10 protein-coding genes are annotated in these 17,411 nt (G+C 66.1%); all 10 read left to right on the top strand.

Annotated features, from left to right (window positions below):
* Nucleotides 1–3: 3 nt before the first annotated feature.
* The 10 genes from GOHSU_RS03655 (at nt 4) to GOHSU_RS03610 (ending at nt 17,336) form a co-directional block, all read left to right on the top strand.
* On the top strand, nt 4–1,323 hold the full coding sequence (locus tag GOHSU_RS03655) for an MCE family protein (protein ID WP_005936968.1): 1,320 nt from the start codon (nt 4–6) through the stop codon (nt 1,321–1,323).
* Nucleotides 1,320–2,429 carry an MCE family protein gene (locus tag GOHSU_RS03650; RefSeq protein ID WP_005936966.1) on the top strand — a complete coding sequence of 370 codons (1,110 nt, stop codon included), beginning with the start codon at nt 1,320–1,322 and terminating at the stop codon, nt 2,427–2,429. Before GOHSU_RS03655 ends, GOHSU_RS03650 begins: the two co-directional genes overlap by 4 nt.
* Before the next feature lie 2 nt (nt 2,430–2,431).
* Nucleotides 2,432–3,520 (top strand): MlaD family protein, encoded by a 1,089-nt coding sequence (locus tag GOHSU_RS03645; RefSeq protein ID WP_005936964.1) that lies wholly within the window; start codon nt 2,432–2,434, stop codon nt 3,518–3,520.
* Nucleotides 3,520–4,788: an MCE family protein gene (locus GOHSU_RS03640; RefSeq protein ID WP_005936962.1), complete on the top strand. Its 1,269-nt coding sequence runs from the start codon at nt 3,520–3,522 to the stop codon at nt 4,786–4,788. The genes GOHSU_RS03645 and GOHSU_RS03640 overlap by 1 nt, the downstream gene beginning before the upstream one ends.
* Nucleotides 4,788–6,140 carry an MCE family protein gene (locus GOHSU_RS03635; protein ID WP_005936960.1) on the top strand — a complete coding sequence of 451 codons (1,353 nt, stop codon included), beginning with the start codon at nt 4,788–4,790 and terminating at the stop codon, nt 6,138–6,140. The genes GOHSU_RS03640 and GOHSU_RS03635 overlap by 1 nt, the downstream gene beginning before the upstream one ends.
* Complete coding sequence (locus GOHSU_RS03630; protein ID WP_005936959.1) at nt 6,130–7,383, top strand: MCE family protein; 1,254 nt, start codon at nt 6,130–6,132, stop codon at nt 7,381–7,383. Before GOHSU_RS03635 ends, GOHSU_RS03630 begins: the two co-directional genes overlap by 11 nt.
* 96 nt (nt 7,384–7,479) lie before the next feature.
* Nucleotides 7,480–8,505, top strand: coding sequence for a hypothetical protein (locus GOHSU_RS03625; protein WP_005936956.1), 1,026 nt, complete (start codon nt 7,480–7,482; stop codon nt 8,503–8,505).
* The gene (locus GOHSU_RS16205) at nt 8,505–9,392 is read left to right on the top strand and encodes an Rv1363c family protein (protein WP_005936954.1); all 888 of its coding nucleotides are present in this window, start codon (nt 8,505–8,507) and stop codon (nt 9,390–9,392) included. Before GOHSU_RS03625 ends, GOHSU_RS16205 begins: the two co-directional genes overlap by 1 nt.
* A 382-nt stretch (nt 9,393–9,774) precedes the next feature.
* Entirely contained in the window at nt 9,775–13,287 is a 3,513-nt protein-coding gene (rpoB, locus tag GOHSU_RS03615) for a DNA-directed RNA polymerase subunit beta (RefSeq protein WP_005936952.1), read from the top strand.
* An 80-nt stretch (nt 13,288–13,367) separates the two neighbouring features.
* Nucleotides 13,368–17,336 carry a DNA-directed RNA polymerase subunit beta' gene (locus tag GOHSU_RS03610; protein WP_024332768.1) on the top strand — a complete coding sequence of 1,323 codons (3,969 nt, stop codon included), beginning with the start codon at nt 13,368–13,370 and terminating at the stop codon, nt 17,334–17,336.
* The last annotated feature ends 75 nt before the right edge of the window (nt 17,337–17,411 follow it).

The raw sequence follows: 17,411 nt of genomic DNA, 5'->3' as shown, positions 1-17,411 counted from the left end.
ACAGTGGGTGCAACCGTCAAACGCAGGTTCCTGGGCCTGCTGTTCTACATTGTCGTGATCGGGCTGCTGGCCCTGTCGGTGCTGATCTTCCGCGGCACCTTCGAAAAGCATACCTACGTGAACCTGCAGGCCTCCAGCGCCGGTAACGCGCTGATGCCCAAGGCGGACGTGAAGGCGCGCGGCGTCGTCGTCGGTACGGTCGATTCGGTCGATCCGCTGCCCGACGGCACCGTCGATGTGAAGCTGGCGATGAACCCGTCGCTGGTCGGTGAACTGCCGGCCAACAGCACCGCGCGGATCCTGCCCAAGACGCTGTTCGGCGAGCGCTTCGTCTCGCTGGAACTGCCCGAACGCCCCGACGGCGCGACCCTGGCCAAGGGCGGCACCATCTACCTGGACAAGGCCGGTAACGCACCGGAGGTCGAGGACCTGTTCGACGCGCTGCTGCCGATCCTGGATGCGGTTCCGCCCGAGCGCCTCAACGCCACGCTCACCTCGCTCAACGCCGCCCTGGGCGGTCGCGGCGGTGAGCTGAAGACGACGATCGCGCAGCTCAACGAGATCTTCGGTGAACTGGTGGTCAACATGCCCGCGCTGCAGGGCACCCTCGAGGGCCTGGCGACGTTCTCCCAGACCTACTCCGAGGCGCTGCCGAACGTGATCGACGGCCTCGACAACTTCCGGGTCACCAACCGGACCATCGTCGACCGCCAGGGCGACCTGCGCACCGTGATCTCCACGTTCGGGGTCGCCTCGGTGGACACCACCAAGTTCCTGGAGACCAACCGCAAGGACCTGGTCGACTTCCTGGTCGGCGCCGAGACCCCGCTGGTGCAGTTGGCCCGGCAGTCGCCGGTGTTCGGTTGCACGTTCAACAACTTCGCCACGATCATTCCGAAGGTCTCACCGATCGTGGGTAAGGACACCGAGAACCCGGGCGTGCGGGTGAACCTGCAGTTCGTGAACCCGCGCGGCCGCTACCTGCCGAACCAGGACGAGCCGCGGATGTGGTGGCTGGATCCGCCGGCGCGCTGCTACCCGCCCGCCAGCAACGGCCGGCCGTTCCCGCAGTTCCCCGGTGGCGGCGTGCCCGACGGCTCCTACCAGCCGCCGTCACGTAACCCCGGTCCGGACACCTGGCCCGACCTGCCCCAGCCCCAGTTCGGGACCATGCCCGCGGGCACCGGCCTGAACACCGAGTACAAGAACCAGATGCGAACGATCTACGGCGCCAGTAGCGGCCAGTACCCGTCCGACGTTCCGGCGTGGGTCACTTACATCGGCGCCGGTGCGCTGCAGGGTGCGGAGGTGACGGTCAAGTGAGGGGTGTCTGGGCGCCGCTGATCAAGCTCATCGTCTTCGCCGTCGTCACGGTGCTGGCGACCTCGGTTCTGGCCCTGCTGATCGCCAACGCAGGTGCGGCCGGGAAGAACAATTACAAGGCGATCTTCGCCGACGCGGCCATGCTCAATCCGGGCGACGACGTCCGGATCGCCGGTGTGCGCGTCGGCCAGGTCGAGAGCGTGGAGATCGTCGACCGGAACCTCGCGCAGGTCTCGTTCAACGTCAACCGCGACCGCCTGCCCAAGAGCACGCAGATCTCGATCCGCTACCGCAACCTGGCCGGCCTGCGTTACGTGGCGCTGGAGAAGGGCCCCGGCGACGCGGCCGAGACGGTCGGGAAGGGCTACACCTTCCAGCACCATCCGGACCGGCACCAGTCGAGTACCCATCCGGCGGTCAACCTGACCGAATTGTTCAACGGCTTCCGGCCGCTGTTCCAGCAGATCACGCCCGAAGACATGAACAAGCTCGCCGAGACGGTGATCAACGTCTTCCAGAAGGGCGACGGCGTCGACATGGGCGCCACCATCGGTTCGCTGATCCAGCAGACCGCCGAGCTGACCAACACCATCGCCGACAAGGACGCGGTGATCGGCGAGATGATCACCAACCTGACCAAGGTGCTCGATACGGTCAACAAGAACGAGGAACAGCTCTCGACTCTGCTGACCAACACCGAGAAGCTGGTGGTCGGTCTGGCCGCCCAGCGTGAGTCGGTCGGTTCGGCGATCACCTCGGTCTCCAAGCTGACCTCGCTGACCGGCTCGATCCTGAGCCAGACGCGTCCGTCGATCCAGCAGGCGCTGTCGGGTCTGCAGAAGACCTCCGACCGCATCGCCGCGCGGGAGGCCGATGTGAACAAGCTGGTCGAGAATCTGCCGGTCAAGCTCGAGCGGCTGGGCCGTTCGGCGACCTTCGGCTCGTGGTTCCAGTTCTACGCTTGCGGTATCGACATCCGCGCCGGCAACGGCAAGTCGACGCTGCTGACCCAGCCGTTGGTGCCGCTGCCGGACATCAACCATGTGCTCTACACCAGCGCCGCGACGCGGTGCTGGGCCAACGGCCAGATCAACGGAGGAAGGTGACCATGTCGGATACATCCCGCGATTCCTCCGCTCCCGATCCCGAGGTCGACGTCACGAAGCTGCCGCGCCAGAAGTCACGCCGGTTCGCCGGTAAGCGCAGCACCCGAAGCATCGGGATCCTGGGCCTGGCGGCCCTGGTGATGCTGAGTCTGTCGACCTTCTACCTCAAGGATCTGCCGCTGGTGAGCGCTGCACCGCAGTACACGGTGCAGTTCAGCGAGGCCGCCGGGGTCAGCCCCGGCAACGAGGTCCGCGTCGCCGGCGTGCGCGTCGGCGAGGTGACCGATGTGTCCCTGGACGGTGACCGGGTCCTGATGCGCATGCGCGTGAGCGACACCTGGATCGGCGACGAGACCCAGGCGACCATCCAGATCAAAACGGTCCTGGGCCAGAAGTACATCGCGCTGAACCCCAAGGGCAGCAAGATCGCCGACCCGCGGGTGGTGCTGACCGATACGGTGGCCCCCTACGACGTGGTGCAAGCCTTCTCCGATGTGGCCGATCAGATCGAGAACGTCGACACCGATCAGGTCGCCAAGGCACTGGGCGAGCTCTCGGATGTGTTCACCGCGACCGCCGACGACATCGGTCCGTCGATGGAAGGCATCGCCCGGCTGTCCAAGACCATCGCCAGCCGCGATGCCGAGGTGCGCCGCCTGCTGCGCGCCACCCGCGATTCCTCCAAGATCCTGTCCGATCGGAGTGACCAGTTCACCCGGCTGATCGCCGGCACCGGTGTGCTGCTGCAGGAGCTGAACAACCGCCAGCAGTCGATCTCTGCGCTGCTGGCCAGCACCGAGAGCCTGAGCAAGGCGCTGACGGGGATCGTGCGCGACAACGAGAAGCAGATCGGGCCGGTGCTCGATTCGCTCAAGCAGGTCACCACCATCTTGAACAAGCAGAACGCCAACCTGCGCTCTTCGATTCAGAACATGGCGCCGTTCTACCGCCTGTACGCCAACGTGCTGGGTAACGGCCGCTGGTTCGAGGCGGTCGTGACCAACCTGCTGCCGCCGGCCCTGCCCGCGCAGAACACGTTGCGTCCTCCGAACGCGCAGAAGAATGTCACTAACGGCGGAACGGGCGGCTGATGACGACTCCGGATACCACTGAGAACCAGTCCCGCTTCTGGGACGCCCGTACCGTCTCGATCACCGCGCTGGTGGCGATCGTGGCGCTGGTGGCGGCCCTGGTCGCCTGGTGGGCGTGGGGTCGAGTGGACTCGACCAAGGTCAAGGCGACCTTCAACAGCGCTGTCGGCATCTACGAGGGCTCCAACGTCCGTGTCCTGGGCGTCAACGTCGGCAAGGTCACCAAGGTGACTCCGCGCGGCGAGACCGCCGAGGTCGAGATGCGGGTCCAGCGCGGTGTCAAGCTGCCGTCCGATGTCACTGCCGTGCAGATCATCCCGTCGCTGGTCGCCGACCGCTACGTACAGCTGATCCCGGCGTACTCCGGCGGCGCGACCGCCGGCAAGAACGTCGATCTGGGCCTGGATCGCACCGCCGTGCCGGTGGAGATCGACGCGATCTACGGCAACCTGCAGAAGCTGTCGAAGTCGCTGGGACCGGGTCCCGACGGTGCCAACCAGAAGGGGGCACTGAGCAACTTCGTGACCGCCGGCGCCGGTGCGCTCGAAGGCAACGGCGAGACCATGGGGACCGCCCTGACCAACCTGTCGCAGGCCGCCCAGACCCTGGCCAACGCCAGCGGCGACATCTCCTCGACGGTGAAGAACCTGGATGTGTTCGTCGGTGCGCTCAAGGAGAACGACGCCCAGGTGCGCCTGTTCAACTCGCAGATGTCGTCGTTCAACGGCTTCCTGGCCGGTGAGCGCGAACAGCTGGGACGGGCCCTGAACACGCTCTCGTTCGCCCTCGGTGATGTGGCCACCTTCCTGGCCGACAACCAGGAGCAGATCGGGCAGACCATCCGCGATCTGCAGCCGACCGGTCAGGCCCTGCTGGACAACAAGGAGAGCCTGCTGGAGATCTTCACGGTGCTGCCGCTGGCGATCAGTAACCTGATCAACGCCTACGACGCCGAATCCGGCACTGTGGCCATGCGCGTGAACATCCCCGATCTGCAGGATCCGGCCAAGGCCTTCTGCAAGCTCATCGACCTGGGTTCCCTGTTGCCGGGCAATCCGCTGGCCAAGGACTTCAGCAAGAAGCTCCGGCCGCTGGTGGACAACTGCATCGATATCGGGCAGCAGATTCAGGACGACGTGCTCGAGCCGATGCTCCCGATCCTGCCTTTCGGCATCATGAGCAACCGCAAGCTGCAGAACATGCTGCCGCCCGGTTCGGTTCCCGGTAACCCCGATCCGCAGATTCCGCCGTTCCCGGGGGTGAAGTGATGAAGATTTCCAAATCCCACCGTTTCAGGGCGGCCGGGGTCAGCGCGGCGATGGCGGCGGTGATCTTCGGTGCCAGCGGCTGTGGAATCAACGTTCAGCAGATGCCGCTGCCGGGGGGTGTCTCGCTGGGGGACGACCCGCGTGAATACAAGATCGAGTTCTCCAACATCCTGGATCTGGTGCCCCAGTCCGTGGTGAAGAAGGACGGCATCCCGGTCGGCCGGGTCACCAAGATCGAGGTGCCCGGCGACTCCTGGAACGCCCTGGTCTACGTGAAGGTGAAGAAGAACGTCGACCTGTCGACCGAGGCGCGCGCCGCGGTTCAGCAGACCAACCTGCTGGGCGAGAAGTTCGTGGCCCTGACCGACCCGGACGGTGCCAACGGTGCCCCGCGCCAGAATCCGTCCGTGCCGATCGCGACCTCGCGCACCAGCACGACCACCGATATCGAGCAGCTGCTCGGTGCCCTGTCACTGGTCCTCAACGGTGGCGGCATCAGTGAACTGAAGCCGATCGTCACCGCCCTCAACGAGTCGATGGGCGGCCAGGAAGGCAATAAGGAGGTGCGTGAGCTGCTCGTCAACTCCGAGAAGCTGATCCGCGGCCTCAACGAGCAGCGCGACAACATCGTGCGGGCCGTCGACGGCGTGGCGGTCTTGTCCGAACGCGCCGCCGCCCAGACCGCGCAGATCGAGCGGATCCTCGACGAGCTGCCCGCCGGTATCGCGGTGCTCGAGGAACAGCGTCCGCAGCTGGTGGACCTGCTGGTCAAACTCGATAAGCTCGGCGAGGTCGGCACCGACATCCTCGGCAAAGCCCACAAGGCCATGATCAACGACCTCAAGGCGCTGGCCCCGATCCTGACGCAGCTGTCCACCTCGGTCGACGACGCGATCACCGCGGCGCCGCTGATGCTGACCCACCCGTTCCCCGACGACATCCTGCCCGCGGTGCACGGCGACTCGACCAACCTGTTCATGACCGTGGACCTGCGGCTGCTCAACCAGCTCGAGGCCCTCGGCGTGGGTCAGGGGACCCCGCGCTACCAGCCGCCGAAGGTCAATCCGCCGAAGGTGGACCCGCGGAACCCGTACGTCAACGGCAACGGGCCGCGCTGGGGCTGGCCGACGATCTCGCTGCTGCCGCCGGCACCGAATTCCCGACCCGGACCCAACACGCCGCCGTCGGGCGGCACCTACCCGATGAACCCGGCCCCGAAGAAGAGCCCCTCGACGAAGAAGCCTTCGACGACGAAGCCGTCGGCCGCCAAGCCCTCGGCCAAGAAGCCGGCCTCGGCTCCGGGATTCCTCGACGGTCCGATCGCGCTCCTGGGAGGCCCCGATGCTCACTAAGTTCATCAAGGTCCAGCTGGTCGCCTTCGCGATCATCGGACTCCTGGCCATCGTGTACGTCGGGGCGAACTATGCCCGGCTGGACAAGATGCTCGGCTTCGGTCAGTACCCGGTCACCATCCAGATGGGCGACAGCAGCGGTGGCATCTTCACCAATGCGCAGGTCACCTACCGTGGTGTCCCGGTCGGCCAGGTCGGCGAACTGAGCCTGACCGACAAGGGCGTCAACGTCGAGCTGAAACTCGACTCGCGCGGACCGAAGATCCCGGCCACCGCGGTGGCCGTGGTCGCCAACCGGTCGGCCGTGGGCGAGCAGTTCATCGACCTGCAGCCCACCAGCGCCACCGGCCCGTATCTGAACAAGGGTTCGGTGATCACCGACTACCAGCTGCCGCCGGTCCTGCAGGACGTGATGACCGATGTGATCACCCTGACCGAATCGGTGCCGGTCGACGACCTGACCACCGTGGTCGATGAACTGGGCAAGGCCTTCGACGGCCAGGCCGAGAACATGGACCGCCTGGTCAACTCGCTGATCAAGCTGACCAAGGCCGGGCACGACGATCTGGGTGAGACCATCTCGCTGATCCAGAACTCGAATGTGGTCCTGGGCACGCAGGCGGCCCAGTCCGACGAGATCCTGAACTGGGCCAAGGGCCTGGAATTGGTGACCGCGCAACTGGCCTCCTCCGATGCGGATGTGCGCCGGATCCTGACCAATGCGCCGATGACCGCCTCGCAGTTGTCGTCGTTCATCCAGAAACACGGCGACGATGCGACCACGCTGATCCATCAGCTGGGCGTGACGATGAAGACGATCGAACCGGCCAGCTTCACCACCGGGATGACCATGGCGATGTTGTCGGCGCTGTCGGCGGGCAGCCACAGTCCGGCGCCGGGCGACGGACAGATCCACTTCGGAATCGTGCTGGAGACCAACGATCCGCCGACCTGTACCAAGGGTTACGAGGGGACCGCGCAGATCATCGCCGAGATGAAGCGACGCAACCCCGACTTCGATGTCAACTACGACGAGTTCCCGCTCAACCGCGAGGCCAACTGTCAGGTCGCGGTGGGTAACCCCACCGGTGTCCGCAGCGCCAACCGGGCCAAGCTGGCCAACCCGGACTACCCGCAGCCCTGGGACAATACGCTGAAGAAGGATCCGGACAAGCTCAACCTGAACCCGCTGGCCACCCAGCTGGCGTGGCTGACCGGTGTGCATCCGACCAAGTACAAGTAGTCAGACCACCGCCGCCGGAGATCCGGCGGCGGTCGGTCTTTCTCCCATGGGCCGGCGATTGAGCCGTGCGGCCGAAAGTAGATACAGTGGCGCCCGATGACATCTGAACCGAACGAGACTCCGGACCCCGAGATCGAGCAGGTCGCGGACACCGCCGCCGAAGCCGGCGAGAGCAGGCCCACCGCCGATCCGCGGGACGCTGCGGCACGGATCGATGACTCTCCGGGCGAGACCGTCGAAAACCACGCCCCGGACACCGACGCCCCGGACATCGAGGCTGTCGCGGAGACCGAGGAGCTGGCAACCGAGGAGCTGGCAACCGAGGAGCTGGCAACCGGGGAGGCCTTCCCGGATCTGTCGGCAGCACGGAAGTCGCGTGCTCAATTGCGCGCCGACCGCAAGGCCGCCAAAGCCGCCGCGAAGGCCGAATCGCTGGCCTCCGACGACTCGGCCGGTCGGCATCGGCACTGGCTGGCGTCGCTGGCTCTGGCATCCGGTGCCGCGGCGCTGACCGCGGCGATCGTCTGCCTGGGGTACTTCGGGTACACCGGCATCACCGCATACGTCGGGTCCGCCGGTAAGGCCGCGCAGTTGCGTGACGAGTCGATCGATGCCGCCGAACAGGCCATCATCAACATCACCAACATCGACGTCGACGATTTCGATGCCTGGGAGAAGCGGCTGGAATCCTCGCTCACCGGCGAGGCCCTCAAGCAGACGCAGGACGGCGATACGGTTAAGGCACTCAAGAAGCAGATCGCCGAGGGACGCCGCACCCAGACCCTTCGACTCGTCTCGGAGATCCGCCGGGCCGCGTGCACCGAGGTGAACGTGGAAGAGAACCGTGCCACGGTGCTGGTGTTCTCCACCTCCACCGCGCAGGGATCCACCGGCGAAGACGGCACCGAGCAGCCGGGGGAGAGCGTGCCGTTCGAATTCCTGGTCAACGTGGTGGAATCCGACGGGATGCGCAAGGTCGACAACATCGTGCCGCTGACCGAGATGCGCCTGATCGACGAGGGCACCACCGGGCAGAAGCCGGCAGACAAGTCCGGTTCCAACCGTGGCTCGACCAACGGGTCCGACTCCGGTAGCGGTACCGGCAACGAAGGTGGCCGCTGATGAGCGACGACGAGAAGAACAAGTACGGCGATCTGCCGGCGATGGAGATCCGCACCGCGGGCTCGTCGCCACGGGAGAGCACCGGCCCTTCGGCCGCAGAATCGGCGCAATCCGCCGCAGAACCGGCAGCGCCCGCAGAGCCGGCCGCTGAGCAGGTGACCGTCGAGCGCAGCATCGTCGAGACCACCGTGGATCTGACCACACCGGTCACCGCAGAGACGGCAGAAGCCCGGACCGAGGCGAGGGCGGCCACCGAGCGGCTGCGCGCCGCCCGCGGGCAGACCGGACGCACGCGCCCCCGCGAGGAAGCGATCGACCTGACCGCCGACCGCACCGTCGCCCGGCCCCCGGCGGTCCATCCCCTGCGCTCTGCGGAGCTGTCGGCCGGCTCCGGCAGGCGCTTCAGCCGGGCCCTGCTGTTGTGGCTGATCGCGGCGATCCTCGGCGGCATCGCGGCGGTCCTGGCCTGGCATCCGGGGGCGGTCGGCACCGAGAACCGGGCCTTCGTCAACAATGCCGAGACCACCCAGGTGATGTCCCAGGTCTCCGATAAGGGCTGCCTGCCGTTCACCTACAAATGGCGGACCGCCACCGAAGACCTCCAGCGCGCCGACGCCTCGCTGACGGGCCAGGCCCAGCAGGACTTCCGCAAGGTCGTCGAGACCAATCGGACCGTCATCGTGCAGAGCAAAGCCGACTCGGCCTGCCAGGCCGACAACGTGGCCATCGCCTCGCTCACCAAGGACCAGGCCACCGCGATCGCCACGCTGATCGTCAGCGTGACCACCAACGGGCAGCTGGCCGATCAGACCATGGTGCGGCTGCAGTACCTGATGGAGAAGCACGGCGATCAGTGGAAGATCGCTCAGGTGCTCGACGTCGACTGACCGTCGGTGCCGCTCGGCGGGCACGCCGGACACACCGGTGACCTGGCAATTTCCGACGAAACACCGCGTTCTGCTTGACGCAGCGGCCTTCGGGGTACACGCTATCTGCAGACACGGACCCCTTCGGCGGCCAGCCGGGATCCTGTGCAGGGCGCTCTCACGCACCGTCGATTTGACGGGGTTGACACATGCTGCCCAAATTCTGATACAGTAGGACGTTGCGCTGGCTGCACCCTGTCCTCTGATCGGCACTTCCAACCGAGCACTTCGTGTTCGTCTTGGGAAAACCGCAGGTCCTCAGGTATGACGACCACGCAAGCGGCCCCAAGGCCAAATGGCTACAACGCCACATAGTGAACACCTCGTGTTGGAAGGACGAATCTTGGCACTCGACCGCCAGTCCACCTCAACCACTTCGACCGGCAGCATCCCTGGTGCGCCGCGCCGTGTCTCTTTCGCCAAGATCGAAGAGCCGCTGGAAGTACCCGGCCTGCTTGATCTGCAACTGGATTCGTTCGAATGGCTGATCGGCTCGCCGGAGTGGCGCGCCAAGGCCCTTGCCCGGGGTGAGGAGAACCCCATCGGAGGTCTCGAGGAGGTCCTCCGCGAGCTGTCGCCGATCGAGGACTTCTCGTCCTCGATGTCGCTGTCCTTCTCCGAACCGCACTTCGAAGAGGTCAAGGCCTCCATCGACGAGTGCAAAGACAAGGACATGACCTACTCGGCGCCGCTGTTCGTCACCGCCGAGTTCATCAACAACAACACCGGTGAGATCAAGTCTCAGACGGTCTTCATGGGCGAGTTCCCGATGATGACCGGCAAGGGCAGCTTCATCATCAACGGCACCGAGCGTGTCGTGGTGAGCCAGCTGGTCCGCAGCCCCGGCGTGTACTTCGATCGCGATATCGACAAGACCACCGAGAAGACCCTGCACGCGGTCAAGGTGATCCCGAGCCGCGGCGCCTGGCTGGAGTTCGACATCGACAAGCGCGACACCGTCGGTGTGCGCATCGACCGCAAGCGCCGCCAGCCGGTCACCGTGCTGCTGCAGGCCCTGGGCGTCACCCGCGAGGAGATCGCCGAGCGCTTCGGCTTCTCCGAGATCATGATGTCAACCCTGGAGAAGGACCACACCACAAACCAGGACGAGGCGCTGCTGGAGGTCTACCGCAAGCTGCGCCCGGGCGAGCCGCCGACCAAGGAGTCCGCCGAGAGCCTCCTGGAGAACATGTTCTTCAAGGAGAAGCGCTACGACCTGGCGCGGGTGGGCCGCTACAAGATCAACAAGAAGCTGGGCCTGACCGACAACCCGATGAACGGCGAGCCGGTGCTGACCCGCGAGGACATCGTCACCACCGTCGAGTACCTGGTGCGCCTGCACGAGAGCTACGACCCCAAGTCGGCGAGCACGCCGATGATGATGGGTCCCGGCGGCGTCGAGGTCCCCGTCGAGGTCGACGACATCGACCACTTCGGTAACCGTCGTCTGCGTACCGTCGGCGAGCTGATCCAGAACCAGATCCGGCTGGGTCTGTCCCGGATGGAGCGCGTCGTCCGCGAGCGGATGACCACCCAGGACGCCGAGGCGATCACCCCGCAGACCCTGATCAACATCCGTCCCGTCGTGGCGGCGATCAAGGAGTTCTTCGGCACCAGTGCGCTCTCGCAGTTCATGGACCAGAACAACCCGCTGTCGGGTCTGACGCACAAGCGTCGCCTCTCGGCGCTGGGCCCGGGTGGTCTGAGCCGCGAGCGCGCCGGCCTGGAAGTGCGTGACGTGCACCCCTCGCACTACGGCCGCATGTGCCCGATCGAGACCCCGGAAGGCCCGAACATCGGCCTGATCGGATCGCTCTCGGTCTACGCACGGGTCAACCCGTTCGGCTTCATCGAGACCCCGTACCGCAAGGTCGTCGACGGTGTGGTCACCGACCAGATCGAGTACATGACCGCCGATGAGGAGGACCGCTACCTGATCGGCCAGGCGAACACCGCCTACGAGTCGGACGGCCGTATCACCGAGGACCGCGTGCTGGTCCGGATCAAGGGAGCCGAGGTCGAGTTCGTGCCCGCCGCACGGGTGGAGTACCTGGACGTCTCGCCGCGGCAGATGGTCTCAGTGGCCACCGCGATGATCCCGTTCCTCGAGCACGACGACGCCAACCGTGCGCTGATGGGCGCCAACATGCAGCGTCAGGCGGTGCCGCTGGTGCGCAGCGAGTCGCCGCTGGTCGGCACCGGCATGGAGCTGCGTGCGGCGATCGACGCCGGCGATGTGATCGTCAACCAGCAGACCGGTGTGGTCGAGGAGGTCTCGGCCGACTACATCACCGTGATGGCCGACGACGGCAGCCGCGAGAGCTACCGCCTGCGCAAGTTCGAGCGCAGCAACCACGGCACCTGTGCCAACCAGGTCCCGATCGTGGACGAGGGGCAGCGGGTGGAGGCCGGGCAGGTGCTGGCCGACGGCCCGTGCACCGACGCCGGTGAGATGGCGCTGGGCAAGAACCTGCTCGTGGCGATCATGCCGTGGGAGGGCCACAACTACGAGGACGCGATCATCCTGAGCCAGCGGCTCGTGGAGGAGGACACCCTCACCTCGATCCACATCGAGGAGTACGAGATCGATGCCCGCGACACCAAGCTGGGCGCCGAGGAGATCACCCGGGACATCCCGAACGTCTCCGACGAGGTCCTGGCCGACCTCGACGAGCGCGGCATCGTCCGCATCGGCGCCGAGGTCCGCGACGGCGACGTCCTGGTCGGCAAGGTCACCCCGAAGGGCGAGACCGAGCTGACCCCGGAGGAGCGCCTGCTGCGCGCGATCTTCGGTGAGAAGGCGCGCGAGGTGCGCGACACCTCGCTGAAGGTGCCGCACGGCGAGACCGGCAAGGTGATCGGCGTGCGCGTGTTCAGCCGGGACGACGACGATGATCTCGCCCCGGGTGTCAACGAGCTGGTGCGCGTCTACGTCGCGCAGAAGCGCAAGATCCAGGACGGCGACAAGCTGGCCGGCCGGCACGGCAACAAGGGCGTCATCGGCAAGATCCTTCCCGCCGAGGACATGCCGTTCCTGCCCGACGGCACCCCGGTCGACATCATCCTGAACACCCACGGTGTGCCGCGTCGTATGAACATCGGCCAGATCCTGGAGACCCACCTGGGGTGGGTCGCCAAGGCCGGCTGGAACATCGACGTGGCCGCGGGCGTGCCCGACTGGGCGCAGCGCCTGCCCGAGGAGCTGTACTCGGTGGAGCCGAACACGAACACCGCCACCCCGGTGTTCGACGGTGCGCGCGACGACGAGCTCGCCGGACTGCTGGGTTCGACGCTGCCTAACCGGGACGGCGACGTCATGGTCGACAGCGACGGCAAGGCCATCCTGTTCGACGGCCGCTCCGGTGAGCCGTTCCAGTACCCGGTGGCAGTGGGCTACATGTACATCATCAAGCTCCACCACCTGGTCGACGACAAGATCCACGCCCGCTCGACCGGTCCGTACTCGATGATCACCCAGCAGCCGCTCGGTGGTAAGGCGCAGTTCGGTGGTCAGCGATTCGGTGAGATGGAGTGCTGGGCCATGCAGGCCTACGGTGCGGCGTACACGCTGCAGGAGCTCCTGACCATCAAGTCCGATGACGTGGTGGGTCGCGTGAAGGTCTACGAGGCCATCGTCAAGGGGGAGAACATCCCCGAGCCGGGGATCCCGGAGTCGTTCAAGGTGCTCCTCAAGGAGCTCCAGTCGCTCTGCCTGAACGTGGAGGTGCTGTCCTCGGACGGTGCAGCCATCGAGATGGCCGACACCGACGACGACGATCTGGATCGCGCCGCAGCGAACCTGGGCATCAATCTGTCGCGCAACGAGGCCGCGACGATCGACGACCTGGCCAACTGACGCCCGCGGAGGGACGCCTGTGCGTCCCTCCGTCCCCACCCCTGATTTAGCTTTATAGAACTCCTTTGGAGGGGCATAACGTGCTCGACGTCAACTACTTCGACGAACTGAAGATCGGTCTCGCCACGGCCGACGACATCCAGAACTGGTCCTACGGCGAGGTCAAGAAGCCGGAGACCATCAACTACCGCACCCTGAAGCCGGAGAAGGACGGACTCTTCTGCGAGAAGATCTTCGGCCCCACCCGGGACTGGGAGTGCTACTGCGGCAAGTACAAGCGCGTGCGCTTCAAGGGCATCATCTGCGAGCGCTGCGGCGTCGAGGTGACCAAGGCCAAGGTGCGTCGTGAGCGCATGGGCCACATCGCCCTGGCCGCACCGGTCACCCACATCTGGTACTTCAAGGGTGTGCCCAGCCGGCTGGGCTACCTGCTGGACCTGGCGCCGAAGGATCTGGAGAAGATCATCTACTTCGCCGCCTGGGTGATCACCTCGGTCGACGATGAACTGCGCCACGCCGAGCTGTCCACGCGCGAGGCGGAGATCACCGTCGAGCGCAAGGCCATCCTCGACGACCTCGAAGCCGATCTGGCCGAGCGCCAGAGCACGCTCGAAGCCGATCTGGCCGAGCTGGAGGCCGAGGGCGCCAAGGCCGACGCCAAGCGCAAGGTCCGCGACGCGGCCGAGCGTGAGCTCAAGCGCATGCGTGACCGCGCCAACCGCGAGGTCGAAGAGCTCGACGAGATCTGGGACAAGTTCACCAAGCTCACCGCCGGTGAACTGATCGTCGACGAGAAGCTGTACCGCGAGCTGGAGGACCGCTTCGGCGAGTACTTCACCGGCGCGATGGGTGCCGAGGCGATCAAGAAGCTCCTGGAGAACTTCGACATCGACGCCGAGGCCGAGTCGCTGCGCGAGACCATCCGCACCGGCAAGGGCCAGAAGAAGCTGCGTGCGCTCAAGCGCCTGAAGGTCGTGGCCGCATTCCAGCAGTCCGGCAATAATCCGCGCGCCATGGTGCTCGACGCCGTCCCGGTGATCCCGCCGGAGCTGCGCCCGATGGTTCAGCTCGACGGTGGCCGCTTCGCCACCTCGGACTTGAACGACCTGTATCGCCGCGTCATCAACCGGAACAACCGCCTCAAGCGACTGATGGACCTGGGTGCGCCCGAGATCATCGTCAACAACGAGAAGCGGATGCTGCAGGAGTCGGTGGACGCGCTGTTCGACAACGGCCGCCGTGGCCGTCCGGTCAACGGCCCGGGCAACCGGCCGCTGAAGTCCCTGAGCGACCTGCTCAAGGGCAAGCAGGGACGCTTCCGCCAGAACCTGCTGGGCAAGCGTGTGGACTACTCGGGCCGCTCGGTCATCGTCGTCGGCCCGCAGCTGCACCTGCACCAGTGCGGTCTGCCGAAGCTGATGGCGCTGGAGCTGTTCAAGCCGTTCGTCATGAAGCGTCTGGTGGATCTGGGTCAGGCCCAGAACATCAAGTCGGCCAAGCGCATGGTGGAGCGTCAGCGTCCGCAGGTGTGGGACGTCCTCGAAGAGGTCATCACCGAGCACCCGGTGCTGCTCAACCGTGCACCGACGCTGCACCGCCTGGGCATCCAGGCCTTCGAGCCGCAGCTGGTGGAGGGTAAGGCCATCCAGCTGCACCCGCTGGTGTGTGAGGCCTTCAACGCCGACTTCGACGGTGACCAGATGGCCGTGCACCTGCCGCTGAGCGCGGAGGCGCAGGCCGAGGCCCGGATCCTGATGCTCTCGAGCAACAACATCCTCTCGCCGGCCTCGGGCCGCCCGCTGGCCATGCCGCGTCTGGACATGGTCACCGGCCTGTACTACCTGACCACCGAGAAGGGCGAGTCCGAGGGCTCCTACCGCCCGGCGACCGGCGACGACGTCGAGCGCGGTGTCTACTCCAGCCCGGCCGAGGCCATCATGGCCGTGGACCGCGGTGTGCTCAGCGTGCAGGAGCCGATCAAGGTCCGCATCACCGATCTGCGTCCGCCGCTGGACATCGAGGCCGCCGAGTACCCGGACGGCTGGCACAACGGTGAGCCGTGGGAGATCGTCACGACCCTGGGTCGGGTGATCTTCAACGAGCTGCTGCCGCAGGACTACCCGTTCGTGAACGAACAGATGCCCAAGAAGCGTCAGGCCTCGATCATCAACGATCTGGCCGAGCGCTACCCGATGATCGTCGTCGCACAGACCGTCGACAAGATGAAGGACGTCGGCTTCTACTGGGCGACCCGCTCGGGTGTCACCGTCGCGATGTCGGACGTGCTCGTGCCGCCGGCCAAGAAGGAGATCCTCGACCGGTACGAGGCGGCAGCAGACAAGCTGGAGAGCGCCTACCAGATCGGCGGTATGAACAAGGACGAGCGCCGCGATGCGCTGGTCGAGCTCTGGAAGGACGCCACCGAGGAAGTCGGTAAGGCGCTGGAGGAGTACTACCCCGAGGACAACCCGATCACGATGATCCCGAAGTCGGGTGCGACGGGCAACATGACCCAGGTCCGCAACCTGTCGGGCATGAAGGGTCTGGTGACCAACCCGAAGGGTGAGTTCATCCCGCGTCCGATCAAGTCCTCGTTCCGCGAGGGCCTGACCGTGACCGAGTACTTCATCAACACGCACGGCGCGCGTAAGGGTCTGGCCGATACCGCACTGCGTACCGCCGACTCGGGTTACCTGACCCGTCGTCTGGTGGACGTCAGCCAGGACGTCATCGTGCGCGAGCACGACTGTGGCGTCGACCGCGGCATCATCGTCCCGATCGCCTCGTGGCAGACCGATCCGGCCACCGGTGAGCAGGTGCTCGAGCGGGATCCGCACGTGGAGACCGCGGCCTACGCCCGCACCCTGGCCGCCGACGCGGTCGACGCCGACGGCAACGTCATCGTCGAGCGCGGTCACGACCTGGGCGATCCGGCGATCGAGAAGCTGCTGGCCGCCGGCATCACCGAGGTCAAGGTCCGTTCGGTCCTGACCTGCGGCACCGGTACCGGCGTCTGCGCCATGTGCTACGGCCGCAGCATGGCCACCGGCAAGCTGGTCGACATCGGCGAGGCCGTGGGCATCATCGCCGCACAGTCGATCGGTGAGCCCGGTACTCAGCTGACCATGCGTACCTTCCACCAGGGCGGTGTCGGTGAGGACATCACCGGCGGTCTGCCGCGTGTCACCGAGCTCTTCGAGGCTCGCGTGCCCAAGGGCAAGACCCCGATCGCCGAGGTCTCCGGCCGCATCCAGCTGGAGGAGGGCGAGCGCTTCTACAAGATCACGATCATCCCCGATGACGGATCCGAGGAGCAGGTCTACGACAAGCTGTCCAAGCGCCAGAGCCTGGCCCCGGTCACGATCGACGGCACCGAGCGTGCGCTCGCCGACGGCGATCATGTGAACGTGGGCGATCCGCTTCTGGTCGGCCCGGCCGACCCGCACGAGGTGCTGCGCGTGATGGGCCCCCGTCAGGTGCAGATCCACCTGGTCAACGAGGTCCAGGAGGTCTACCGCAGCCAGGGTGTGTCGATCCACGACAAGCACATCGAGACCATCGTGCGTCAGATGCTGCGTCGGGTGACGATTATCGACTCCGGTGCCACCGAGTTCCTGCCCGGTTCGCTCACCGAGCGCGCCGAGTTCGAGGCGGCCAACCGGGCTGTCGTCGCCGAAGGCGGCGAGCCGGCGTCGGGTCGTCCGGTGCTCATGGGTATCACCAAGGCCTCGCTGGCCACCGAGTCGTGGCTGTCGGCGGCGTCGTTCCAGGAGACCACGCGTGTCCTGACCGATGCGGCCATCAACAGCCGCAGCGACAAGCTGGTGGGCCTCAAGGAGAACGTCATCATCGGTAAGCTCATCCCGGCCGGTACCGGTATCAACCGTTACCGCAACATCCAGGTGGAGCCGACCGAGGAAGCCCGTGCGGCCGCATACGCCCGCCCGGTGCACGACGACAACTTCTTCAGCCCCGACGGCGGCTTCGGTGCCCCGTCCGGTGCTGCGGTTCCGTTGGACGACTTCGGAGACAGCGGCTACTTCGGCTAGAGTCGACGACGAGGCCCCCGATCCATCCCCCGGATCGGGGGCCTCGTCCTATCCTGACCAGGGTCTTCTCCGGCC

It is taken from the genome of Gordonia hirsuta DSM 44140 = NBRC 16056 (genome assembly GCF_000333015.1).
Lineage (GTDB): Bacteria > Actinomycetota > Actinomycetes > Mycobacteriales > Mycobacteriaceae > Gordonia > Gordonia hirsuta.
The sequence above is the reverse complement of the archived record's forward strand: the minus strand, read 5'-3'. Positions and strand labels throughout refer to the sequence as shown.